The 22,640-nt window shown below is 70.1% G+C and carries 20 protein-coding genes; 7 read left to right on the top strand and 13 right to left on the bottom strand.

Features of this window, described 5'->3' with window-relative positions; translation table 11 throughout:
* Nucleotides 1–3: 3 nt before the first annotated feature.
* The gene (locus tag Ato02nite_RS25465) at nt 4–1,710 is read left to right on the top strand and encodes a HelD family protein (protein ID WP_213009132.1); all 1,707 of its coding nucleotides are present in this window, start codon (nt 4–6) and stop codon (nt 1,708–1,710) included.
* Here Ato02nite_RS25465 and Ato02nite_RS25460 read toward each other — a convergent pair.
* Nucleotides 1,707–2,075 (bottom strand): hypothetical protein, encoded by a 369-nt coding sequence (locus Ato02nite_RS25460; RefSeq protein ID WP_213009131.1) that lies wholly within the window; start codon nt 2,073–2,075, stop codon nt 1,707–1,709. The two genes, Ato02nite_RS25465 and Ato02nite_RS25460, sit on opposite strands and share 4 nt — an antisense overlap.
* Before the next feature lie 355 nt (nt 2,076–2,430).
* Between Ato02nite_RS25460 and Ato02nite_RS25455 the strand changes: the two genes are divergently transcribed.
* A complete protein-coding gene (locus Ato02nite_RS25455; protein ID WP_213009130.1) occupies nt 2,431–2,835 on the top strand; it encodes a PLD nuclease N-terminal domain-containing protein in 405 nt (134 codons plus the stop codon).
* A gap of 18 nt (nt 2,836–2,853) precedes the next feature.
* Nucleotides 2,854–3,921 (top strand): SAM-dependent methyltransferase, encoded by a 1,068-nt coding sequence (locus Ato02nite_RS25450; protein WP_213009129.1) that lies wholly within the window; start codon nt 2,854–2,856, stop codon nt 3,919–3,921.
* Here Ato02nite_RS25450 and Ato02nite_RS25445 read toward each other — a convergent pair.
* Both Ato02nite_RS25445 and Ato02nite_RS25440 read right to left on the bottom strand, forming a co-directional pair.
* A complete protein-coding gene (locus Ato02nite_RS25445; protein ID WP_213009128.1) occupies nt 3,903–5,576 on the bottom strand; it encodes an acyl-CoA dehydrogenase family protein in 1,674 nt (557 codons plus the stop codon). The two genes, Ato02nite_RS25450 and Ato02nite_RS25445, sit on opposite strands and share 19 nt — an antisense overlap.
* Nucleotides 5,573–6,124 carry a PadR family transcriptional regulator gene (locus Ato02nite_RS25440; protein ID WP_213009127.1) on the bottom strand — a complete coding sequence of 184 codons (552 nt, stop codon included), beginning with the start codon at nt 6,122–6,124 and terminating at the stop codon, nt 5,573–5,575. The genes Ato02nite_RS25445 and Ato02nite_RS25440 overlap by 4 nt, the downstream gene beginning before the upstream one ends.
* A gap of 140 nt (nt 6,125–6,264) precedes the next feature.
* On the opposite strand from Ato02nite_RS25440, the gene Ato02nite_RS25435 reads away from it, so the two are divergent.
* Nucleotides 6,265–8,457: a carbohydrate-binding protein gene (locus Ato02nite_RS25435; RefSeq protein WP_213009126.1), complete on the top strand. Its 2,193-nt coding sequence runs from the start codon at nt 6,265–6,267 to the stop codon at nt 8,455–8,457.
* 32 nt (nt 8,458–8,489) lie between these two features.
* On the opposite strand, the gene Ato02nite_RS25430 is transcribed toward Ato02nite_RS25435, so the two are convergent.
* From Ato02nite_RS25430 to Ato02nite_RS25395, 8 genes are all read right to left on the bottom strand, one after another.
* A complete protein-coding gene (locus tag Ato02nite_RS25430; protein ID WP_213009125.1) occupies nt 8,490–9,335 on the bottom strand; it encodes a glycoside hydrolase family 16 protein in 846 nt (281 codons plus the stop codon).
* A 59-nt stretch (nt 9,336–9,394) separates the two neighbouring features.
* Nucleotides 9,395–10,585: an elongation factor Tu gene (tuf, locus tag Ato02nite_RS25425; protein ID WP_213009124.1), complete on the bottom strand. Its 1,191-nt coding sequence runs from the start codon at nt 10,583–10,585 to the stop codon at nt 9,395–9,397.
* Nucleotides 10,586–10,840: 255 nt separating this feature from the next.
* A complete protein-coding gene (locus Ato02nite_RS25420; RefSeq protein WP_213009123.1) occupies nt 10,841–11,419 on the bottom strand; it encodes a L,D-transpeptidase family protein in 579 nt (192 codons plus the stop codon).
* A gap of 18 nt (nt 11,420–11,437) precedes the next feature.
* Nucleotides 11,438–13,402: a serine/threonine-protein kinase gene (locus Ato02nite_RS25415; RefSeq protein WP_246607410.1), complete on the bottom strand. Its 1,965-nt coding sequence runs from the start codon at nt 13,400–13,402 to the stop codon at nt 11,438–11,440.
* A gap of 144 nt (nt 13,403–13,546) precedes the next feature.
* The gene (locus Ato02nite_RS25410) at nt 13,547–14,107 is read right to left on the bottom strand and encodes a DUF998 domain-containing protein (protein WP_213009122.1); all 561 of its coding nucleotides are present in this window, start codon (nt 14,105–14,107) and stop codon (nt 13,547–13,549) included.
* A 40-nt stretch (nt 14,108–14,147) separates the two neighbouring features.
* The gene (locus tag Ato02nite_RS25405) at nt 14,148–16,160 is read right to left on the bottom strand and encodes a response regulator (RefSeq protein ID WP_246607409.1); all 2,013 of its coding nucleotides are present in this window, start codon (nt 16,158–16,160) and stop codon (nt 14,148–14,150) included.
* Nucleotides 16,161–16,231: 71 nt separating this feature from the next.
* Nucleotides 16,232–16,969 (bottom strand): phosphodiesterase, encoded by a 738-nt coding sequence (locus Ato02nite_RS25400; protein WP_213009120.1) that lies wholly within the window; start codon nt 16,967–16,969, stop codon nt 16,232–16,234.
* A 140-nt stretch (nt 16,970–17,109) separates the two neighbouring features.
* Nucleotides 17,110–17,859, bottom strand: a complete 750-nt coding sequence (locus Ato02nite_RS25395) for an SIR2 family NAD-dependent protein deacylase (RefSeq protein WP_213009119.1) — start codon at nt 17,857–17,859, stop codon at nt 17,110–17,112.
* Nucleotides 17,860–18,114: 255 nt separating this feature from the next.
* Between Ato02nite_RS25395 and Ato02nite_RS25390 the strand changes: the two genes are divergently transcribed.
* Nucleotides 18,115–19,215, top strand: a complete 1,101-nt coding sequence (locus Ato02nite_RS25390; RefSeq protein ID WP_213009118.1) for a lytic polysaccharide monooxygenase — start codon at nt 18,115–18,117, stop codon at nt 19,213–19,215.
* A gap of 191 nt (nt 19,216–19,406) precedes the next feature.
* On the opposite strand, the gene Ato02nite_RS25385 is transcribed toward Ato02nite_RS25390, so the two are convergent.
* Nucleotides 19,407–20,345, bottom strand: coding sequence for a ribose-phosphate diphosphokinase (locus Ato02nite_RS25385; RefSeq protein WP_213009117.1), 939 nt, complete (start codon nt 20,343–20,345; stop codon nt 19,407–19,409).
* A 171-nt stretch (nt 20,346–20,516) separates the two neighbouring features.
* On the opposite strand from Ato02nite_RS25385, the gene Ato02nite_RS25380 reads away from it, so the two are divergent.
* Together Ato02nite_RS25380 and Ato02nite_RS25375 are read left to right on the top strand one after the other, a co-directional pair.
* Nucleotides 20,517–21,359 carry an ABC transporter ATP-binding protein gene (locus Ato02nite_RS25380; protein ID WP_213009116.1) on the top strand — a complete coding sequence of 281 codons (843 nt, stop codon included), beginning with the start codon at nt 20,517–20,519 and terminating at the stop codon, nt 21,357–21,359.
* A 132-nt stretch (nt 21,360–21,491) separates the two neighbouring features.
* Entirely contained in the window at nt 21,492–21,938 is a 447-nt protein-coding gene (locus tag Ato02nite_RS25375) for a DUF2690 domain-containing protein (RefSeq protein WP_213009115.1), read from the top strand.
* Between the two features lie 46 nt (nt 21,939–21,984).
* On the opposite strand, the gene Ato02nite_RS25370 is transcribed toward Ato02nite_RS25375, so the two are convergent.
* Nucleotides 21,985–22,638 carry an ABC transporter ATP-binding protein gene (locus tag Ato02nite_RS25370; RefSeq protein ID WP_213009114.1) on the bottom strand — a complete coding sequence of 218 codons (654 nt, stop codon included), beginning with the start codon at nt 22,636–22,638 and terminating at the stop codon, nt 21,985–21,987.
* Between the last annotated feature and the right edge of the window lie 2 nt (nt 22,639–22,640).

Here is a 22,640-nt window from a genome sequence, read left to right as displayed (position 1 = left end):
CCGGTGGATGACGATCTGCTTGCCGTGCTGGGCCGGGACAGCTCCGCGACCGGCCCCGACCTGGTGGCCACCATCCGGGCCGCCCAGGACGAGGTGGTCGGCACCGAGCTCGACCGGGTGCTGATCGTCCAGGGCGGTCCGGGCACCGGGAAGACCATGACGGCGCTGCGGCGGGTGGCCTGGCTGCTCGACGAGGGTCTGCTGGACGACGCCGAGACGCTGGTGGTGGGGCCGTCCGAGGCGTTCGCCCGGTTCACCGAGGACGTGCTGACCGGCTGGGGCTACGACCGGGTGGTGCACCGCTCGGTGCGCGCTCTGCTGCACTCCGCCGGCGGCGTACGCGATGAGGCGCCGAAGGTCTCCCGGCTCAAGGGCGAGTCCCGGATGGCCGGGTTGTTGAAACGGGCCTTCGAGGAATACCGGAACCGCACGCCCGACGAGTTGCCGTCCTCGATCGAGGTGAGCGGCGAGGCGGTCAAGCTCAACCCGATCGCGCTGCGCCAGGTCATCGACACCGCGCGGGCCAGTGAGGCGCCGCCCGGCGATCGGCGGCGCATCCTGCGCGCGGTGCTGGTCGCCGCGACCAAGGACCCGCGGCAGATCCTGGAGGCCGCCGACCTGCTCGCCGACCGGCTGTGGCCGCCGCTCGAACCGGAACGGTTCCTGCGCGACCTGTTCGGTTCGCGGACCCTGCTGGCCGCGGCGTCCGGCGGCGAGTTCACCGACCGGGAGATCGTGTCGCTGTACCGCTCGGCCGGCGAGGACGGGTGGAGCGACTCCGACCTGCCGCTGCTCGACGAGGCCGGGCACCTGATCGGCGACGGGCCGAAGGGTTTCGTGCACGTGGTGGTCGACGAGGCGCAGGACCTCTCGCCGATGCAGTTGCGGGCGATCGCCCGGCGGTCGCGCGACGGTTCGATGACGGTGGTCGGCGACATCGCCCAGTCGACCGGCCTGTGGGCCCGCGACGACTGGCACGACCTGGTGGCGCAGCTCCCGTCGGCGATCCCGCACGAGCACCGGGAACTGCGCTTCGGCTACCGCATCCCGCGGCAGATCTTCGATCTGGCCGCGGAGCTGCTGCCGATGGCCGCGCCGAGCGTTTCGGCTCCCACCGCCGTACGCGACGGGACGTCCGACCCGGTGATCGTGCCGGCCGGTCCGGCGACCCGGGCCGCGCTGGTGGCCGCGGCCGCCGCCGAGCACGCCGACCGGGGACGCTCGGTGGCCGTGGTCTGCCCGGCCCGCTGCCGCGAGGAGGTCGAGGCGGCGCTGGACGAGGAGGGCCTGCCCTGGCACCCGGCCGGCGAGGACGAACCGGGCGGCGCCGGGGTCGCACTGCTCGCCCCGCACGAGGCGAAGGGCCTGGAGTTCGACGCGACGGTGGTGGTCGAGCCGGGTCACATCCTGGACGACGACCCGCGCGGGCACCGGCTGCTCTACATCGCGCTGACCCGGGCCACCGGCTATCTGCACCTGATCGGCGCGGCCGAGGACCTGCCGGTCGAGTTCCCGCCCCCGCCGCCGCCGGCGGCCGAGGTCCCCGCTCCCCGGCCGAGAGAACCCGAGCCCGAGCTGGACCCGGCGGTGCGGGAATCGATCGACATGGTGGTGCAGTCGCTGGCCGAGACGCTGCTGGCGACCCTGACCCCGGAGTTGTGGCCGGTGGCGATGCGCCGTCTGGAAGCCCTGATCAACCCGGAGAGCTAGCCCATGCGTCCGCGGATGCGCTGCCCGAGGGACGGCGACGGGCGGGGAATCGGGCGGGGCGTGGACGGCCGGGAGCGGCCGACCGGGCGGTCGTAATCGGCGGTGGCGATGGCCTCGACGATCTGGCCGTCGCCGAAATTCTCCGAGTCGGGGATCGAGGCGACAAATCCCACCAGGATCCCGTTACGCATGATCTGGGCTTCGAGTCCGGCCGTGCCGTCGTTGTCCCAGATCGCCTCACGCCCGTCCGGGAGCACCACGCGTATGCCGTATTGCGTGATGCCGGCCTGCGGCAGCTTGACGTGGGCGAAGACGTTGCGAGTGCGGAGTGTTTCGACGACCCGGCGTGCCCGTTCTTCTTCCATGGTCAGACGGTAGTGCGATCAACTGTGGGAACCCTGAAAAGGGTACTCGGCCGTACCGATAAATACATGAGGTTCTATTTATCGCCGCTCGGGCCTACCGTTCGGTAACCGGAGCGCGGGCGACTCCTACTCCTCCGGCGTCGGCGCGCCCGGGCAGGTCGGCACCTGCTCGCGCAGCCCGAACGGCTACCCCGGCCAGTGGGTCAGCCGCCACGCCCCCAAGTCGTTCACCGACCCCCCGAACAGGACCGGCTACACGAACGGCTACCTGCCGGCGTTCACCGGCGCAATCTAAAACTCTTTTGCACCTTTTCCGGGACCACGGGATCCTCCCAGCTTTGGGAGGATCTCCGCCATGGTTCGTCTCTACTCGCTGTTCGTGCTGCTGGACCTCGCGCTGCTCGTGGTCGCTCTGATCGACTGCCTCTCCGCCGAGGAGTCGTCGATCCGGGCGCTGCCGCGAGTCGCGTGGGTGTTCATCATCCTGCTGTTCTCGCCGATCGGCGCGATCGCCTGGTTCGTCGCCGGCCGGCCGGCCCCGCCGGTGCGGCTGAGCAACGGCACGGTCTGGCGCCCGGGCAACGGTTTCCCGGAAGATCAGCGTCCGGGCCGGCGCTCGACCGCCCCCGACGACGACCCGGAGTTCCTCCGCGGCCTGTCCAGCAGCCTGCGCGAGGACGAGGCGATGATGAAGACGTGGGAGGCCGACCTCCGCCGCCGCGAGGAAGATCTGCGCCGCAAGCAGGCCGACCCGGAGTAGAACGGGCACCATGAGCGGGTGACCAACGGATCGCCCTATGTGCTCTTCCCGTCGATGGGTGAATATCCCGCCTACGACGACCGGGTCTACGACGCCTTCGACGCCGCCGACGACCGGCATCGGGCCTTCCGCGATGCCGTCCGGTCGGCCGCACCGGGCCGGGTGGTCGTCGACATCGGCACCGGCCGGGACGCATTGTGGGCGGTCGAGGCCGCCCACGCCGGAGCCCGGCACGTCTATGCGATCGAGGCCGACCGGGCCACCGCCGACCGGGCGGCCGACGCTGTCGCGATGGCCGGGCTGGACGACCGGGTCACGGTGCTGCCGGGTCTTTCCACCGAGACAACCCTTCCGGTACGGGCGGAGGTCTGCGTTTCCGAGATCGTCGGCAACATCGCATCGGCCGAGGGGGCGATCGCGGTTCTCGCCGACGCCCGCGCGCGACTCTGCGTTCCGGACTGTGTGTGGATCCCGTTCCGGATCCAGACCTGGGCCGCCGCCGTCGACCTGACCGGCATCGACCTGACCCTGGCGGCCGAGACCCGCCCCTACCTGGACCGCGTTTTCGCGGCCGCCGGCGCACCCTTCGACCTGCGGCTCTGCCTGGGCGGCCCGGCCGACGACGCGATCATCTCCACCGCGGTCCCGGTCGAGTCGATCATTTTCGCCGCCGAGAACCCGGCGGACGAGTCGAACGCTTTCGCCGCCGACAACCCGCCGCCCGCGTACGACGGGCACCTGACCGCCGACCTGCGGATCAGCGCGAACTCGGCGCGGATGTCCGGCATTCTCCTGTGGACACGGGTGGCCGCCGAATCACGCGGCGGCCGCGAGGTGGACGCCCTGACCGGCGGCACCCGGGCCTGGGCGCCGATCTACGCGCCCTTCCCCGAGCCGGTCCCGGTCACGCACGGCGACCACTTCCCGATCACGCTCACCCGCCGCACCAGCGACGACGGCATCCACCCCGACTACGAGCTCCAGGTCGGCGATCTGGAGACCTGGCGGAGCCCGCACCACGGCGGGCCCTTCCGGGCCACGCCGTTCTACCGCCGGCTGTTCGGCGGTCAGGGCCTCATCTCGTAGGCGCCGACCAGGGCGAGCACCTGCTGCCAGACCGCGTCGGTGCGGGACTCGTCGGCCACCGGGCGGCGGATGTGCGCCAGCGCCCAGGCGGCCTGTTCGTCGGTGGTGGCGGTCTTGCCGTGCAGCTCGGTCGCGTACTCGGAGAAGTCTCGGACCAGGACCGCGAAGATCTCGTCGAGCAGGGCGTCGTCGACACCGCCCTTCTCCAGGATCAGCTGGCCGTAGACGATCAGCGCGAACAGGTGCCCGACGGCGAGCAGGAAGTCCAGATCGCCGTGCTGCTCCTTGGCCACCGACAACTGACCGAAACCGTCGGCCTGCTCCCGGAAGACGGCCACGTTCGGCAGATGTGCAAATTGGTCGTAGGCGATGCGCCAGTCGTGGAACCGGATCGCGCCGAGCCCTCGCGCCGGCCCCTGCTGGAACAGGAACTCGTCGTCGGCCGCGTCGTGCCGCGTTTCCACCGGCGGGAACTCGGTCGGGTGGAAGAGGTAATTGGGCATGAACTTGAGGATCAGCGCGAGGTTGACGTGCACGGTGCCCTCGAGCTTGGGCAGGCCACGGATGTCCATGGCCGCCTTGTCGAAATAGGTGTCCTTCTCGAAACCCTTGGCCGCGATGACGTCCCACATCAGGTCGATGACCTTCTCGCCCTCGGTGGTGACCTTCATCTTGGTCATCGGGTTGAACAGCAGATAACGGCGGTCCTCCGGGCCGGCCGACCGGAAATAGTCCACGGCGCGGTCGCTGAAGAGCTTCATGCCGACCAGCCGGACGTACGCGTCGGAAAGCTCCCGCCGCACGTGCGCGAAGTCGGTGACCGGCTTGCCGTACAGCATCCGGCGGTGGGCGTGGGTGACCGCCTCGTACATGGCGTGCTCGCAGATGCCGATCGCGGCCGTGCACAGGTTGAATTTGCCGACATTGACCGTGTTCAGTGCGGCGTCGAAGGCACCCTGGCCGGCGTGCAGGACGTCCTGCTCGCGAACCGGGTAATCGCGCAGCTCGAACGTGCTCACGTACATCTGCTTGTTCACGACGTTGTCGATCAGGTGGTAATTCTCGTGCCGGCTGTCGGCGGCGAAGAAGACATAGCCGTCGGGCGTCTTGCCGAACACCGACACCAGCCCCGCGACGTTGCCGTTGCCGATGTAGTACTTCGTGCCGTTCGCCGTCCAGCCCCCGCCGTCGGACGGGGTGAGCACCATGTCGGTGGCGTAGATGTCGGCACCGTGACCCCGCTCGGACAGCGCGAACGCCATCACGTGCCCATCGGCGAGCAGATTCGCCGCGCGTTTCCGGGCCTCGGCATTGTCGCTCTGCCACACCGGCCCGAGACCGAGCACGGTGACCTGCCACGTGTACCAGTAGTCGAGGCCGTAGAAGCCGAGGATCTCGCTGAGCGCCGCGTTACGGGCCGTGTCCCACCGCTTGTCCGGGTCGCCGTCACCGTCGGCGGCCGGGGTCATGAACGTCGCGAGCAACCCCTCCTTGGCCGCGAAGTCCAGAAAATCGGAATACCACGCCCGATCGATGTAACTGGCCATCAACGCTTTCTTGCCGCGCTCCTCGAAGAAGTCCACGGTCGCGCGAAGCAGCCGCCGCGACTCGTCGTCGAGATGCGTGGGGTCATAGGTGCGTGGATTGAGGATCACGGCAAACCTTTCAAGAGCGTTTCGAGTACGTCGTCGAGCCAGTCGAGCAGCATCCGCTCATAGGCGATCCCGCCCCGGAGCACGACATGTTGCAGCCGCTGCCCGGTGTCGAGATCACCGCCGGCCGGAAAGTCACGCCGCTCGCCGGCGAGGTAGCGAGCGAGCGTCTCCTCATGGCCGGCCCGGTAACGCCGCACCTCGTCGACCAGCCGAGCCCGCCCGGCCGCATCGTCGAAGGCAGCACCCCGAATCTTCACGGCCAGGTCATGCCGCACCGCCTCGGGCTGCACCGGCTCCCGCAGCCACTCGGTCAGCGTCTCGCGCCCGGCCGCGGAGACCTCATAGGACCGCTTGTCGGGGCGCCCGTCCTGCCCGACATCTCGCCCGACGACCCAGCCGTCGGCCTCCATGCGCTTCAGCACCCGGTAGATCTGCTGATGGGTGGCCGTCCAGAACCGCCCGATGGACCGCTCGAAGCGCCGGGCCAACTCATATCCCGACCCGGGCTGCTCCAGTAGCGAGACGAGAATCGCGTGCTCCAGAGCCATACCCGCCATCCTGCTATGCAACTCGTTGCATATCAAGGCCGATGCCTGCGGTTCCGGAACGTTTCGGGGGCGTTGCTTCTTAGTTAAAGAGGTTAATAAACTCGCACGGATAGCTCTTGGTCTATCCGTGTGGAGGTCTCGTGAGGCGATCGACAACCGCGGCGCTCGCGGCGGTGTTGCTGCTGCTGCTGGTGGGCACAGCGCAACCCGCCGACGCCGGTGGTCACCGTGAGTGGGTCAGCGGCACTTACTCGACCGGGGCGGGACACGCCTGGGAAGCGCTGCCGGCCACCCGGGTCGGGGGCGGTCGCGGTCCGGCCGCCGACGCGACCGTGGTGGTCGATCCGAGTCAGGAGCGGCAGGCGTACAGCGGCATCGGGTTCTCGCTGGACGAGACCAGCGTGTCCAACCTCTGGAAGCTCACGCCGGCCGAGCGGGAGAACGCCATCCGCCTGCTCGCCGACCCGAGGACCGGGGCCGGGCTGGACCGGTTCCGGCTCACCATCGGCAGCCCGGACCTCATCGAACATCTGCCGTTCTGGTCCTACGACGAGCTGCCGGCCGGGGTCACCGACGATTTCGCGCTGAAGTACTTCTCCATTCAGCGCGACGTCGACCTGCACATCGTCGACACCGCCCGGCTCATTCTGAAATACAACCCGAAGGCCACCTTCTTCGCCTCGGCGTGGAGCGCGCCGGCCTGGATGAAGACGAACAACAAGTTCCTCGGCGAGGTCGCCCTGAAGCCGGGCAGCACCAGCTCGTACTACCAGGCGGGCAAGCTGCGCGACGACTGCATCGACGTCTTCGCCCGGTACTACGTGAAGTACCTGCAGGCGTACGCGAAAAAGGGTGTGCCGGTCGATTCTTTGACGCTGCTCAATGAGCCGGGCATGGATGTGGTCTATCCGGCCATGGACATCAGCGTCGAGCAGCAGCAGAGACTCGCGGTCGCGATCAAGCGCGAGACCCGGAAGGCCGGCCTGCGCACCGACCTCTACGTGCACGACTTCAACTTCTGGGACTGGCGCGACCCGGCCAGCACCGAGACCAAGAACTACTACCGCATCATGAACGACCCGGCGGCGCGAAAGGCCGCCGACGCGATCGCGTTCCACCCCTATTGGGGCGATCCGACGGTGATGCGGGACGCCTACCAGGAATTCGGCAAGCCGGTGCATCTCACCGAGACCAGCGATCTGAGTCCGGCGACCGTGCTCAGCTATTTCCGGCTGGACGCGAGTTCCTACATTCTCTGGGCGCAGGCCACCGACCAGGACGGCGGCACCCTGCACTGGACCGACAAGCGCGACAACAATGTGGACTGGGACCAGGTCGCGGCCACCACGAAATGGCCGGACCGATTGGTGAAGGTCAACACCGATACCAGAACTTTTTCGGTACGCGACGAGCTCTACCCGCTCGGTCAGTTCGCCCGTTATCTGAAGCCGGGTGACGTCCGCGTCGAGTCCAGCGCGCCGTCCGGTGGGGTGAGCAACGTCGTCTACCGCGACGGAAACAACTTCACGGCCATCGTCGCCAACAGCAACACCACCCCCTCTTCGGTACGGGTGGTGCTGGGCGCCGAATCCTTCGTGGTGACGGTGCCGGCCGGGGCGTACGCGACGTACCGATGGAAGGCGCGACCGCCGGCCACCCACCGCAACCACCCACCGGTCATCGCGCCGCAGGCGCAGGTGACCGCCGACCAGTACGCCACCACGACGTTCCGGCTGGCCGCCACCGACCGGGACCGGGACCGGCTCGCCTTCTACGCCACCGACCTGCCCGCCGGCGTATCACTGAACGCGACCACCGGCGAGGTGACCGTGCACCCGACCACCGCGGGTGAGCAGACGCTGACCTTCTATGTCACCGACGGTGCCGCCCGCGCCGCCACGACGGTGCATCTGACGGTGGCGCCGCACGGCGCCCCGATCGGCGAGACGGTCGAGGCGGAGGCGTATGTGGCCCAGCACGGCTGGACCGAGGGCGTGAACTTCGTCGAGTCGAACGCCTCGGCGAGCGGCGGCAAGAACGTCGGCTGGACCGCGCCCGGGAACTGGTTGCAATATCGCCTGGATGTCGCCACGGCCGGCCCCTACGACCTGGAGTTGCGGGTCGCGAACGGCACCGGCGCGGAGGCACCGGGCGCGATCTCGTTCCGCGACGCCACCGGCACCACGCTGGCCACCGTCGCGGCCCCGGCCACCGGCGGCTGGGCCACCTACCAGTCGGTGCACGTGCCGGTGACCCTCGCGGCCGGCGACCAGCTGGTGACGGTCTACTGCGAGACCGGCGGCTTCAACCTGGACTACCTGCGGGTGAGCTGACGCCAACGGGTGCCCGTCCACCGGGCGGGCACCTATTGGTATTCGGTGTTGGGGGCGGCGTACATGCGGATCCAGTCGATGTCCTGGCGGGCCGGGCGCATCAGGACGCCGTTCTCCGGGAACATGTCCATCTGGGCGCCGCCGTTGGAGCGGCTGAAGGCGTCGATCTTCGCGTTGATCGTGCATTTGAGGACGCCATCGACGTACCAGGAAATGTTGGTCGGTTGCCAGTCGATCGCGTAGTTGTGGAATTTCGTCGAGTCGATGACCACCGAGCACTCCTTGGTGCCCTTCGAATGCACGAACAGGCCGACCTTGGGGGCGGCGACGTCCCGCTCGGCGAAGTCGATCTCGGCCTCGGCCCAGATGGCCTCGTTGTCCGGCCAGAGCAGCGGGACGGCGTGCCAGGCCTCCCCGCCGTTGTCGGCCAGCGGGAGCGCGCGCTCCCGGACCTCGACCCGGCCGTACCGGAACGGGCGCATCCGGCCCCACAGGCCGCCGGTCTTCCCGTCGGCCGTCCCCGTCACGCTGAGATAGCCGCCGGCCTCGGTGGTCTGCGACGCGCAGCGCTGGCCGTGCCCGTGGAAACCCGGTGAGCAGCCGGCGTACTGGTCCTCGCCCGCCCCGAACAGGCCCCACTTGGCCAGGTCGACCCCGGTGCCGTTGAACTCGTCGGACTGCTCGGTCACCGGTGAACCCCAACCGTTGCGGAACGCGGCCTCGTCGGGGGAGAGGGTGACGGCGTAGGTGGTGGCGGCGGGCGGCGGAACGGCCTCGATCACCGGTTCGGAACGATCGGCCCAGGCCACGCCGCCGATGGCGACGACCAGAAGGGCACCGGCGGCGACGATGGGGCGTCGCCAGTGGGGGTGTTTCACCGGTCGAAGAGTACCCGGAAGCGGCCCGGCTGTTCGCCGGCCGGGCCGCTTCGGGTGGATCAGTCCAGCAGATGGGTGACGGTGCCCGCGGCAACCGTGCGGTTACCCTCACGTACCGCGAAGCCCAGGCCGACCTCGAGTGCGACCGGCTTACCGAGGGTTACCACGACGTCGTCGAGCGTGTCGCCCGGCATGACCAGGTCGAGCCCGCCCAGGTCCAGACCACCCGACACGTCGGTCGTGTGGAAGTAGAACTGGGGCCGGTAGTTCGCCTCGAACGGGGTGTGCCGGCCGCCCTCGGCGTAGGTCAGCGCGTACATCGTGGCCCGGAACTTCTGGTGCGGCGTCACGCTGCCGGGCAGCGCGACCACCTGGCCGCGCTGCACCTGCTCCCGCTTCACGCCGCGCAGCAGCACCGCCGCGTTGTCGCCGGCCTGCGCCGTCTCGAGCGACTTGCCGAACATCTCCAGGCCGGTGGCCACGCTCGCGACGGTCGGGCCGAGGCCGACCACCTCGACCGGCTCGCCGACGTGCAGCGTGCCGCGCTCGACCTTGCCGGTGACGACCGTGCCCCGGCCGCTGATCGACAGGACGTTCTCGATCGGCATGAGGAACGGCTCGCCCAGCTCGCGCGGCGGCACCGGGACGTAGGCGTCGACCGCGTCGAGCAGGTCTCCTATCGAGCCCACCCAGCGCGGATCGCCCTCGAGGGCCTTCAGTGCGCTCACGCGCACCACCGGCACCTCGTCGCCCGGGAAACCGTACTCGCTGAGCAGCTCCCGCACCTCCAGCTCGACCAGGTCGAGCAGCTCCGGGTCGTCCACGGCGTCGCTCTTGTTGAGCGCCACCACCAGGTACGGCACGCCGACCCGCTTGGCGAGCAGCACGTGCTCGCGGGTCTGCGGCATCGACCCGTCCTGCGCCGACACGACGAGGATCGCGCCGTCCACCTGTGCCGCCCCCGTGATCATGTTCTTCACGTAGTCGGCGTGGCCGGGCATGTCCACGTGCGCGTAGTGGCGCGCCGGGGTCTCGTACTCGACGTGCGCGATGGTGATGGTGATGCCGCGGGCGGCCTCCTCCGGCGCCTTGTCGATGCCCTCGAACGCGACGTACCGGTTGGCGGCCGGGTCGCGGTCGGCGAGCACCTTCGTGATGGCGGCGGTCAGGGTCGTCTTCCCGTGGTCGACGTGCCCCATCGTCCCGATGTTGACGTGTGGCTTGTTACGGATGAACTGGCTCTTGGCCATGATGGTTCCTCACTGGTGGCAAGGCTGATTTCTTCGATCCGGTGAAACGCGGACAGAGCCGCGCCAGAACCCGCGCAGGGACCGGCGACCCTTCCCCGGGGTTCTGCTGGCGGTGGGGAAGGGTCAGCTTCGGGTATCGGCGCCGCTGAAGAAGACACGAACGCACCCGGGAGCCACCATCGAGGGCAGCTGCAGACCGGGTGCGAACATGCGGATCACGTTAGGCCTCAACCGATCATCGGTCGACTTAATTTCCTACGCCTTGGTGATGTCGGCGAGCGGGGCCATCACTATGCGCGGGTGGGCGGCCGGGTTGAGCCGGCGCAGGATGCTGATCATGTCGGCCCGGCTGACCGAGACGCAGCCGGCGGTCGAGCCCTTGCCGTTGACGTGCAGGAAGACGGCCGAGCCACGACCGACCACGGCCGGGCTCTTCGCCACGTATTCGCCGCGCTTGGCGTCCCAAGTGACGCCGGCCGGGCGGTAGAGCAGGTGGGCGCCGGGGTCGGCGGCCAGGCCGAATGCCTCGGTGATCCGGAACGTGCCGGCCGGCGTGGTGCCGGTGTCCTGCACCCGCTTCGCCGCCCACTGCCAGCCGGCGTAGCCGTTGCGGGCCGCCATCGCCGGCAACGCCGCCCGCCATCGCCCGTCACTACCGCGCTCGAAGACACGCAGCGTGGCGTAGCTCGACTTCGGGCTGCGGCCGGTGACCACGATGACCTGCTCGGCGTCACCGAGGTGGGTGAGCCGGGTCGGGAACCACGCCGGATCGGCCGCCTCGGCCGGCGTCGCGAGGCCGACCACGATCAACGCCACCAGCAGCAGGATGCGCATGGTCAGGACGCTAGTGCGTCACCAACTGAAGGTGGAACCTTTCGACGAGCTGGCGACCATGCGGCCACCGCGCTCGTAGCGATACGTCATGACCACCAGGTACTGACGGCCCCGGGACGGGCTCGCGCCCGAGGGGCCGCAGCCCTGAGTCGCGGCCTGACCGCCGAACGCCAGGCCGGTGCAGGTCTTCGGGCCGGCGACGGTGCGGCCGCTCGCCGCGTCCTGGAGGGTCACGGAGATGCTGCCGGTGCCGCCGCCCGGTGCGGTCAGCGATGCCTGGTACCGGATGTCGCGGCCGACCATCTGGCACGGCTTCGGAAGCAGGGGGATCCGGCTGCTCAGGTCGAAGGCGACCCGCTCGGTGCACTGCCACGGGCCGTAGGGCTGGGCTTCCGGTTGCGGTGACCGAGGTTTGGTCGCGCCGCGAGCGGCGGCCGTGGCCGGTACCCGGGTCCGGGCGACCGACCTCGCGGCCGCCGGCTCCGGCTCGTCGGCCGGAGCGGACGCGACACGGTGGGCCGCGGTCCGCGGTGCCCGGCTCACCACCGCCGCCGCGGACGGCTTCGGCGAGCCGGTCGGTGCCGCGGGGGCCTCCCGGGTCACGGTGTCCCGGGGTTCCCCGTCGGCCCGGCCGTGGTTCCACGCCGTGGTGGCCACCGCCGAGGCCACCATGGCCGCCGCGATGATCGCCATGGTCACGCCGGGCCGCTTGGCCCACCGCCAGCGGGGCGGGGCGTTCCCTCGGTCCGGCTTGCGCGGCAACGGCAGCAGACTGACCGCCTCGGCGACGTCGTCCCCACCGTCCCGCCCCGGCCCGGCGTTGCCGGTCCGCACCGGCGGCTCCCCCGCTCCGCTGCCCGCCGGGCTGAAGCCGGCCCCGCTGCCGGCCGGGTTCGGCCCGCTCCGTCCCGGACCGCTGCGTGCTTGATCGACCGGGCCGGCCTGGCCCGGAACACGACTCACGCCGGGCACCCGGCCCGGCCCGCTCCGGTCGGCTCGGCCGCGCGGATAGGCCAGGCCGTTCGGGTAGAAGGCCGAATCGTCGGCGTAGGCGCTGCCCGGGTCGGTGTAGATGCCCGACGGCCGGGGCAGGGCCGGGACTCCCGCGCACTCCCGGGCCGCGTCGGACAGCGCCGCCACCATCTCGGCCGCGCTCGGCCGCAGCCGCGGCTTGCTCGCCATGCAGTCGTCGACCAGGTCCCACACCGCGTCCGGCATGCCCGGCCGCCGCTCGCGGTGACCCTCCATGTGCCGGCGCATCAGGTCCGGGATCGAGTCGCTGTCGTACGGCGGCCGCCCGCTGACCAGCTCGTACAGCAGCACGCCCAGCGCGTACACGTCGGTCGCCGGCGAGGCGGTCGACCCGTGGAACGCCTCCGGGGCCATGTAGTGCGGGGTTCCGACGACCGCGTTGGGCGTCGTCATGCTGGGCGTGTTGAGGATGCGCGCGACCCCGAAGTCGGTGAGCCGGGTGTCCAGCCTGCCGCCCTCCACGCGCAGCAGGATGTTGTCCGGTTTCAGGTCGCGGTGGATCACGCCGAGCTCGTGCGCCTCGGCCAGCGCCGCCGCGACCTGCGCCGCGAGCCGGCACGCCTCCGACGCGGCGACCGTGCCGCGTTCGCGCAGATGGTCGCGCAGGCTGCCGCCGTCGACCAGGTCCATCACGAGGCCGAGGGTCTCGCCGACGCTGAACAGGTCGCGGACCCGCACGACGTTGCGGTGCCGCAGCATCAGCAGGATGGTGCGCTCCTGCACGAAACGGGTGACCAGCTTGGGCTGCCGCAGCAGGCTCTCGTGCAGCAGCTTGACCGCGACGGGTTCGCCGGAGGCCCGGTCCACTCCCCGCCAGACGGTGCCGGTGGCCCCCTGCCCGATGGGATGTTGCAGGACGTACGAGCTCCCGACGCAGCGCCCACTGAGATCCATGGTCGACGCGCCGTCAGAATCCGCGCGTGCGACGCTGCTCGTGCGATCCTTGGTCACGAAAACTTCCTCCCGGACTGTCACCGATGCCCCGGAATCCTGCTGTTTGTCCGGATCGCTGGCAAGCCCGTGCGCCCAAGTTCGCACCTTTGGTAGGTATAGCGGGATTCGCGTCACCGCCCCGCCCGGCAGTCGTTCGGCAGATCAAGTACGCAGCGCACGGAGACCGAGCACGGCCGCCCACGTCCAGCCGATCGCGATGGTGAGGCGCTGGAAGACGCCGGTCGCCGACTCGATGCCGCCGGCCAGGATGAACAGAACCGGGACGGCGACACCGACGGCGCGGCAGTACCAGGTCCAGACGGGCGCCGGCCGCCAGCGGGCCGCAACGAACGCCGCGGCGGCCAGCGCGGCGAAGACGATCAACGAAACGAGATCATGGATCGTGCCGTGCGAGGTCCGGACGGTGTGCGGCACCGGGTCGCTGACGAAGACGCCGGCCAGCATCAGCCCGACGCCGAACACGGCCAGCAGCCGGCCCGTCCAGCGCGACACGACCCGGCCCACCGCAACCGAGAAGGCCACCATCAGCGCGCCGGTGATCAGGAAGCTCGCGATCTGCAGCCGGCCGCCCGGCCCGATCGCGGCCTCGCTCACGAAATCCCGCACCGGGTCGTAGTCCGGCCGGATCAGGTCATTGATCAGGAACACCGCCACGAACAGCGGGCCGGCCACCACGCCGCACCACAGCAGGAACCGCGCCATGGCCGGAACCATAGGCGCGGATCACTGAGTGGCGGCTGAGCTACTCCCCGGGGGTGGGCTGTGGGCCGCAGAGGTTGCGGATGGCACCCAGCAGGGTGGAGCGGGTGAACGGCTTCTCGATCAGCATGCTGTTGTCGTCCAGATGCAGCTGCGGGCCGAGCGACGCCGCCGTGTAGCCGGACATGTAGAGAACCGGCAGGTCGGGCTGGTGGGTGCGCAGGGCCCCGGCCAGCTCCGGGCCGGTCATGGTCGGCATCACCACGTCGGTGATCAGCAGGTCGGGGTGGGCGCCCGCGGCGACCTGGGTCACCGCCATCAGCGCGTCGGTGGCCACCGTGATGGCGTAGCCGGCCGGTTCGATCAGGCGCTGCACCAGCTGGGCCACCTCGGGCTGATCCTCGACGATCAGGACGTTGCCGATCACCTGGGACTGGCGCGCCTCGGCCGAGGCCGGTTTCTCCTCGGCGGCCGGCAGGTAGAGGTGGACCGTGGTGCCGAGGCGGGGCTGCGACTCCAGCTCGATGTGGCCGCCGATGCCCTGCACGATGCCGGCGGTGGTGGCCAGGCCGAGCCCGGCCGCGGTGGGACGGGTGGTGAAGAACGGTTCGAGCGCGCGCTGACGTACCTCTTCGGTCATGCCGGTGCCGGTATCGGTGATCACCATGTGCACGAGGCGGCCGGTCGGGACGCCCTCGGGCGGCTCGCCCTGCTCGTGCACCTCGTTCGACGCGGCCACCCGCAGCATGCCGCCGCGCAGCATCGCGTCGCGGGCGTTGGCCGCCACGTTGACCAGGGCCTGCTCGAGCGGGCCGCGCTCGGCCCGCACCGGCCACACGTCGGCCCCGAACGCCAGGTCCAGGCCGATGTGCTCGCCGAGCGTACGGCTGAAGAGCGATTGCACGTCGGTGAGCAGGTCGGGGATCGGGATGATCTCGGGGCGGTTGCCCTCGCTGCGGCCGAAGGCCAGCAGCTGATGGGTGAGGGTACGGCCGGTGCCGACCGCCTCCAGGATGTCCTGGGCCATCCGGTGCTGGGGCGAACCCTCCTCGGCCTCGGTGAGGATCATGTCGGCCGAGCCGCCGACGACGGTGAGCAGGTTGTTGAAGTCGTGCGAGATGCCGCCGATCAGCTGGCCGAGACTGTCGAGCCGGCGCAGGTGGTCGAGTTGGCGCTTGAGGCCGCGGGCGTCGATGTGATCGGTGGTGTCGGTGACCATGCAGACCACGCCGGTGTACTTCGACTGGTCGTCCATCAGCGGCATCATGCTCATCCGCACGCTGCGGCGGGAACCGTCGGCCCGCATGAGCCGGGTCGCGCCGACCGTGGAGCGGCCCTGCTCGCACTCGCCGAGGCGGCGGGTGAGCTCCTTCTGGCCCTGGTCGTCGAGAAAGCCGCGCAGCGACACCCCGACCAGTTGGGGGCGGGGCATGCCGAGGACCACGCCCATCGGTTCGTTCGCGTACGTCGCGACGCCGTCCGGGTCGAGCTGGAGCACCCCCTCGGGGATGGTCTCGAGCACCCGGCGGTAGCGCTCCTCGCTGGCCCGCAGCCGTTCCAGCGCGCGGGCACTGGAGACGGCCAGGGCCAGTTCGCCGGCGATGTCGCGGGCCAGCTCGACCTCGGCGGTCGAGTAGAACGCGCCCGGCGTCTCGCGGGTCAGCACCAGATAGCCGGAGTAGGTGTTGTCGACGATCACCGGGACCAGCACGGCCGCGTGGATCTGGTGCTCGTCCCCGGCCAGGGGTTCCACTCCGTCGCCGGCCAGCACTATCGGCCGCCGGCTCGCGGCGAGGGCGGTGGAGAAGTCGTCGTCGGGCAACTGGCCCACGTGATCGAGCACCCGGCCCAGCGACGCCGATCGTTCGTCGTCGACGTGCCGGTAGGTGATCGAGTCGTACCGGCCGTCGTCGCGTAGAAGTTGGACCCCGGCGCCGTCGCCGATCATGTCGGCCGCCGCGCGTACCGCGGTGGATCGCACCTCGGCGTAGTTGTCGGCGACCCGGCTCAACGCCAGGGCGAGGTCGGCTAGTGCGTACCGGAGGGGGTAAGCCATGACACCCATGTCGACATGATCCGTGTCTGGTGGGATGCGTGCGGCCTATTCGCCAGGTTTGCAACCAATGCCTAGAGAATGACGCGGTAGTGGGTGGTGAGGCGGCGGTCCTCGCCGAGCAGGTGGAACGCGATCATCGGCGGCAGGTCGCGGTTGATGATCTCGTCGGTCTCGAAGGGCAGCATCAGCGTCGACGTGATGCTCGGGGCGACCAGCATCGGGCGCCCGGCGAAGATGCTCGCGGCCGGGGTGTGCGCGTGCCCGCAGAGCAGTGCCACCACTTGAGGGTGCCGCTCGACCAGCGCGGCCAGGCGCTCGGTGCCGAACTGCCGCATCTCGTCGATGAACGGTATGCCCAGCGGTTCCGGCGGATGGTGGAAGCACACGAAGGTCGGCAGGTCGGGCTGGTTGGCGAGGGCCGCGGCCAGCCACTCGAGCGTCTCGTCGGCGAGCAGGCCGTCGTTGCGCCCCGGGATGCTGGAGTCGAGCATCAGGATCAGTACGCCGTTGATCTCGAAGGCCCGGTTGATCGGCCGGGCGTCGGGTGCTTCGCCGAGCAGCGCCTTACGGTAGGGCTCGCGGGCGTCGTGGTTACCGGGGCACCAGAGCACCGGGACGGGCAGGTCGACGAGTTCACGAAGCCGTTCGTACTCCGACTCGGCGCCATGATCGGCGAGGTCCCCCGTGACGATCACCGCGTCGGGCGGCGTCGGCAACTCGGCCAGGTAGCGGAAGACCCGGCCGGCGCGCTTGACACTGCGCTCCCCCGCGTCGATATGAACATCACTGACGTGCGCAAATAGGCCCATGGCGCTGACGCTACGCGCAAGAGCGCCTACGCTACGACGTCCAATAGGCGACACCTGGTGCCGATGCATCGAAGGCGAACGTCATGACCATGCTGACGTCCTCCGTCGCTAACCCGACGCCCGGAAACCTTGCGGCCCGATCATCGGCCACCCCATGCTTTTGCCACCAGATCGGGCAGGACCTGGGCAGCCGGACCGCGCAGGCTGACGGCGGCCACCGAGTCGAGCGCGGTGGCCTCGGGGTTGATCTGGATGACCTTCGCGCCGGCCCGGTCGGCGACGTAGGGGATCTCGGCGGCGGGGTAGACCATGCCGGAGGTGCCGATGGTCAGCAGCAGGTCGCAGTCGAAAGCGGCCTCGGCGGCGGCCGACAGAGCGTTGACCGGCAACTGCTCACCGAACCAGACGACGCCGGGGCGTACGTCGGCGCCGCAGTCACCGCAGACGGGCGGCGGGACCGGGCCACCCTCGGCGGGCCGGTCGCCGGTCTCCGCCGGTCGGCCACAGCCCGAGCAGCGCGGCTCGAACAGGCTGCCGTGCAGGTGGACGACCTCCTCCGAGCCGGCCCGTTCGTGCAGGTCGTCGATGTTCTGAGTGATCACGACGGTGCTGGCGACGCGGTTGGCGATCGCGACCACGGCCCGGTGCCCGGCATTGGGTGCGACCCGTTCCACCTCGGCGCGGCGCCACTCGTACCACCCCCAGACCAGGGCCGGGTCGGCCTCGAACGCCTCCGGGGTGGCGAGTGCCTGGGGGTCGAAGCGCGCCCAGAGTCCGGTCAGCGAGTCCCGGAAGGTGGGCACGCCGCTCTCGGCGGACATCCCGGCGCCCGTGAAGACCACGACCCGTTTGGCGTCGCGCAGCAGGTCCGCGGCGTCGCGTTCCGGCATGTGAATGACCCTCCTCGCCCGTACGGCCGTATCGCGGGCATTGTTCCGCACGGCCGCACGCCCGCGCGTCCCCCGGTCCCCCGAGGGTGTACGACACGAGCCGTTCATTATTGACAGATGTCAATTCAACAGGGAGGGTAGGCGTCACTCGCCGGGTCACGCCGCGGAGGGCGAGGGCAGCCTCCGCACCCTTCCCCCATGACCCCATGGCCTCGTCCACCGAGGCCAGAGATCCCCGCGGAGTACTGAGCCCTCATGTCCAGAAAACGCATGCGCCTGCTCGTCGGCGTCCTCGCCGGCGTGCTCACCGCCGCCTTCGCCGTCGCCATCCCGGTCGGTCCGGCATCCGCGCACGGCAATGTCATCAGCCCCGCCTCCCGCAACTACGGCTGCTGGTCGCGCTGGGGTGACAAGTTCCAGGACCCGACCATGGCCACCTTGGACCCGATGTGCTGGCAGGCCTGGCAGGCCGACCCCCAAGCGATGTGGAACTGGAACGGCCTCTTCCGGGAGGGCGTCGCCGGCAACCACCAGGGAGCCATTCCGGACGGTCAGTTGTGCAGCGCCGGCCACACGCAGAGCGGCCGCTACAACGCGCTGGACACGGTCGGTGACTGGAAGGCCACCACGATCAGCAACAACTTCACCGTCCAGGTCTTCGACCAGGCGCTGCACGGCGCCGACTACCTGTGGGTCTACGTCACGAATCCGGGCTTCAACCCGGCGACGACCGCCCTCAAGTGGTCGGACCTCACCCGGGTCGCGGTGGTCGGCAACACGCCGGCCTCGCAGTGGACCACGGTGACCGGCGGCGTGCAGCTGAACATCCCGGTGTCGCTGAGCGGCCGCACCGGCCGGGCCATGATCTACACGATCTGGCAGGCCAGCCACCTGGACCAGTCGTACTACTGGTGCAGCGACGTGGACTTCGGTGGCGGCGGCAGCACGACCACGCCGACCACCTCGCCGACGACTCCGCCGACGACGACGCCCACCACGACCCCGACGACCGCGCCCACCACGGTTCCGACGACCGCCCCCACCACCACCCCGGCCACCGGCGCCTGCTCGGCCTCCTACCAGCTGGCCAGCCAGTGGTCCGGTGGCTACCAGGGCACGGTCGTGGTCACGGCGGGATCGGCGCCGATCAAGAGCTGGACGGCACGCCTCACCTTCCCGAGTGCGCCGAGCATCCAGCAGACCTGGAACGCCACCTCGACGGTCAGCGGCAACGTGCTGACGTCGACGAATGCCACCTACAACGGCGCGTTGAGTGCCGGTGGCAGCACCACCTTCGGCTTCCTCGCCTCGGGCGCGGCGGCCACTCCGACGGTCACCTGTACAGCGACGACCTGAGGCAGCCCTTCTCAACTCCCCGGCGGCCCGCTAGAGTCGTTTGGGAGCGCTCCCAGTATTGATCCCCACGAATGAAGGGAGACCCACCCAGAACTCTCGCGTGACACCGGTTCCGTAAGACACCAATCCGTCCACATGGACTGGAGCGGGGGTCGGGACGCCCTCCCCAACCCCCGCTCACCCCAAAAACCTCAAGCGAACAGCGCGCTGACCGATTCACCGTTGTGGATGCGGCGCATCGCCTCGGCGAGCGCCGGCGCCACCGACAGGACGGTCAGTTTCTCCGTGTGGTTCTCGGCCGGGATCGGCACCGTGTTGGTGCAGACGATCTCTTCGATCTCCTTCTCCTCGGAGAGCCGCTTGATCGCGTCACCGGAGAACAACCCGTGCGTGCACGCCACCCGGACGCTGCGGACGTTCCGCTCGCGCAGCCGGGCGAGCAGCTCGAACACCGTGCTGCCCTTGGCGATCTCGTCGTCCAGCACGATCACGTCCCGGTCGGTGACGTCGCCGATCACCGTACTGATCACGACCTTGTCGTCGGCGAAGCGCTGCTTCGCCCCCGCGGCGACCTCGACGTCGAGCAGGCGGGCGAAGGCCGCCGCCTCCTTCGCGTTGCCCAGATCGGGCGAGACCACCACGGTGTTGCTCAGGTCGTAGCCGCGGAAGTGCTCGGCCAGCTCACGCAGCGCGTGCAGATGGTCGACCGGGATGCCGAAGAAGCCGTGCACCTGCGGTGAGTGCAGGGTCATGGCCAGCACCCGATCGGCGCCGGCCGTGGTGAGCAGATCGGCGACCAGGCGGCCACCGATCGAGATGCGCGGGGCGTCCTTCTTGTCGCTGCGGGCGTACGCGTAGTGCGGCAGCACCACGGTGATCCGGCCGGCGCTGGCACCGCGCGCGGCGTTGAGCATGAACAGCAGCTCGACCAGATTTTCCTGGGTCGGCGGAACCAGCGGCTGGATCAGGAAGACGTCCTTCTCCCGGCAGTTGCCCTGCAGCTGCACCTCGATGCAGTCGTTGGCGAACCGGGAGGTCTTGGTCGGCGCCAGCGGGACGCCCAGGTGCAGGCAGATCTCGGCGGCCAGTTCGGGGTGGGCGGATCCGGAGAATACGGCGATGTCACGCACGGGGAACACCCTAAAAGCATCTCACCGGACACTTACCAGCGACCGTTGGTTCCGCCGCGGTTCCCGCCTCCGGCGAGCGGTCCGGCGGCGGCTGCCTTTTTTGTACGCGATGGGCAGGGTAGGACCCGGCGGGGGTCGTCACGATCACCGGATCTTCGCTAGTTTGAGCCCATGAACGGACTTGCCGTGGCCTGCCGCCGGGTGGTGCACATCTACCGGGCCGAGGCCGGTGACGTCGTCGCCCTGGCCGGCGTCGACCTCTCCATCGCGCCCGGCGAGACGATCGCGCTGGTCGGCCCGTCCGGTTCCGGCAAGTCGACGCTGATCGCGCTGCTGGCCGGCCTGATGCGGCCGTCGGCCGGCCGCATCAACATCGGCACCTACGACATGGGCAAGCTCTCCGACGGCGAGATCTCCCGGCTGCGCGGCACCGAGATCGGCGTGGTCCTGCAGGGCGCGTCCCGCAACCTCCTGCCGTACGCATCGCTGCACCGCAACATCTGGCTGGCCCAGCGCCGCGCCGCGCACACCCGCGGCATCAAGCTGGACGACCCCGACCGCATCCTCGACCTGGTCGGCCTGCCCGGCCAGGGCCGCCAGCGCCTCTCCGACCTCACCCCCGGCGGCCGCCAGCGCGCGGCCCTGGCGGTCGGCATCGCCACCGGCCCCGGCCTGCTGCTGGTCGACGAGCCCACCAGCCGCCTCGACACGGCCGGCCGCGACGAGGTGCTGGCCGCGATGGAGACGGTGAACGCCGAGCGGCAGACCACGATCGTGGTGGTGACCCACGACAACGAGGTCGGCGCCCGGCTGGGCCGCGCGGTGACGATCCGCGACGGCCGGGTGGGGGCCGAGGGCCGCGACGGGCAGGACTTCGCCGTGGTCGCCGGCGACGGCACGGTGCAGCTGCCACCCGAAGTGCTGGGCAGTTACCCGCCCGGCACGCTGTTCACCGTGCAGCACGTCGACGGCGAGGTAACCCTCGTTCCGGGCGGCACCGAAAACGTCGCCTAGCGCCTCTTAATCCCCGATGCTAGCCTGACGTTCGTCAATGCGAGCGATTCCATTGGCTAACGGGGAGAAATGAATATGTCACTAGTACGTTCACTGTTCGGCCGGGCCGCTGCATTCGCCGTCCTGGCCATCGTGGCGATCGGGCTCAGCCTGGTCCCGGCCCAGGCCAGCCTCGCGGCCAGCTGTTCCGGCAGCTCCTGCGCGGGACGCGACCCACAGACCATGGGCTGCAGTTCCGACGCCGTCAGCAAGGGAAATGTCTACAGTTCCGATCGCGTGACGGTGGCGATGCGCTATTCGTCCGCCTGTGACGCCTGGTGGGCTCGCGCCACGTGCGATTATCCCGACCCCACCGCGGCGTTGTATGTCAGCTTCATTCAATTCACCAACGGCGTGCAGACGTCCCGGCAACGACTGGCCGGAGACCACGCGGCGGCATGCGACGCCGGCGAGACGACGTGGACCTACATGATCGCCGACCGCAGTTCGGGCGATCACTACAACGCCTGTTGGTCTTACAGCAGCTGGGGCACACCGGCGACGCCCGACGAATCCGACAGCTGCGTCGGACGGATCTGATCACCGCCCGGGCCGGGTCCTCTTTCGAGGAGCCGGCCCGGAACTCTCAGGGGCGGGCCCAGATCGCCTCGCCGTCGGCCAGGTGGAGTTCGCGGTCGCAGGACGCGGCCGCCTCCGGATCGTGGGTGGCGAAGACGACGGCGGCGCCGCGGGCCGCCTCGGCGCGCAGCAGTTCGATGACGCGCTGACGGTTGGCCGCGTCCAGTTCGCTGGTGATCTCGTCGGCCAGCAGGACGTCGCCGCGCAGGGCGAGGCCGCGGGCGATCGCCGTGCGCTGCTGCTGGCCGCCGGACAGCTCCTCGATCAGCTGGTTGGCCTGGCCGGAGAGGCCGAGCGGCTCGAGCGCCTCGGCGGTGCGGCGGCGGGCCTCGGCCGGTGTGCCGCCGGTCGCGATGACCGCGACCGAGATGTTCTCGGCGGCGGTGAGGATCGCGGCGAGACCGTTGTCCTGCGGGATCAGCACCACGCCCAGCTTGACCGCGTGATCGCGGTCGGCCAGCGGCTCGCCGTCCACCAGGACCTGGCCGGCCGTCGGCCGCAGCAGTCCGGCCATCGCGCTGAGCAGCGTCGTCTTCCCGGCGCCGGAGGTGCCGGTGATGGCCAGGATCTCCCCCGGCCTCGCGGTGACCGTGACACCGGCCAGCACCGCCCGGTCACTCTCCCAGGCCAGGTCGGCCCCGTCGACCGTCAGCGTCTTCACGT

The organism is Paractinoplanes toevensis (assembly GCF_018332695.1).
Classification (GTDB): domain Bacteria; phylum Actinomycetota; class Actinomycetes; order Mycobacteriales; family Micromonosporaceae; genus Actinoplanes; species Actinoplanes toevensis.
Note: the sequence above shows the minus strand (reverse complement) of the source record. Positions and strands in the feature narration are given on the sequence as shown.

Bases quoted from the DNA above. Each gene is read 5' to 3' on its own strand.
- Ato02nite_RS25460 (WP_213009131.1), bottom strand. From the start codon at position 2,075: ATGGAAGAAGAACGGGCACGCCGGGTCGTCGAAACACTCCGCACTCGC.
- Ato02nite_RS25455 (WP_213009130.1), top strand. From the start codon at position 2,431: ATGGTTCGTCTCTACTCGCTGTTCGTGCTGCTGGACCTCGCGCTGCTC.
- Ato02nite_RS25440 (WP_213009127.1), bottom strand. From the start codon at position 6,124: ATGGCTCTGGAGCACGCGATTCTCGTCTCGCTACTGGAGCAGCCCGGG.
- tuf (WP_213009124.1), bottom strand. From the start codon at position 10,585: ATGGCCAAGAGCCAGTTCATCCGTAACAAGCCACACGTCAACATCGGG.
- Ato02nite_RS25420 (WP_213009123.1), bottom strand. From the start codon at position 11,419: ATGCGCATCCTGCTGCTGGTGGCGTTGATCGTGGTCGGCCTCGCGACG.
- Ato02nite_RS25410 (WP_213009122.1), bottom strand. From the start codon at position 14,107: ATGGCGCGGTTCCTGCTGTGGTGCGGCGTGGTGGCCGGCCCGCTGTTC.
- Ato02nite_RS25405 (WP_246607409.1), bottom strand. From the start codon at position 16,160: ATGGCTTACCCCCTCCGGTACGCACTAGCCGACCTCGCCCTGGCGTTG.
- Ato02nite_RS25400 (WP_213009120.1), bottom strand. From the start codon at position 16,969: ATGGGCCTATTTGCGCACGTCAGTGATGTTCATATCGACGCGGGGGAG.
- Ato02nite_RS25395 (WP_213009119.1), bottom strand. From the start codon at position 17,859: ATGCCGGAACGCGACGCCGCGGACCTGCTGCGCGACGCCAAACGGGTC.
- Ato02nite_RS25390 (WP_213009118.1), top strand. From the start codon at position 18,115: ATGTCCAGAAAACGCATGCGCCTGCTCGTCGGCGTCCTCGCCGGCGTG.
- Ato02nite_RS25380 (WP_213009116.1), top strand. From the start codon at position 20,517: ATGAACGGACTTGCCGTGGCCTGCCGCCGGGTGGTGCACATCTACCGG.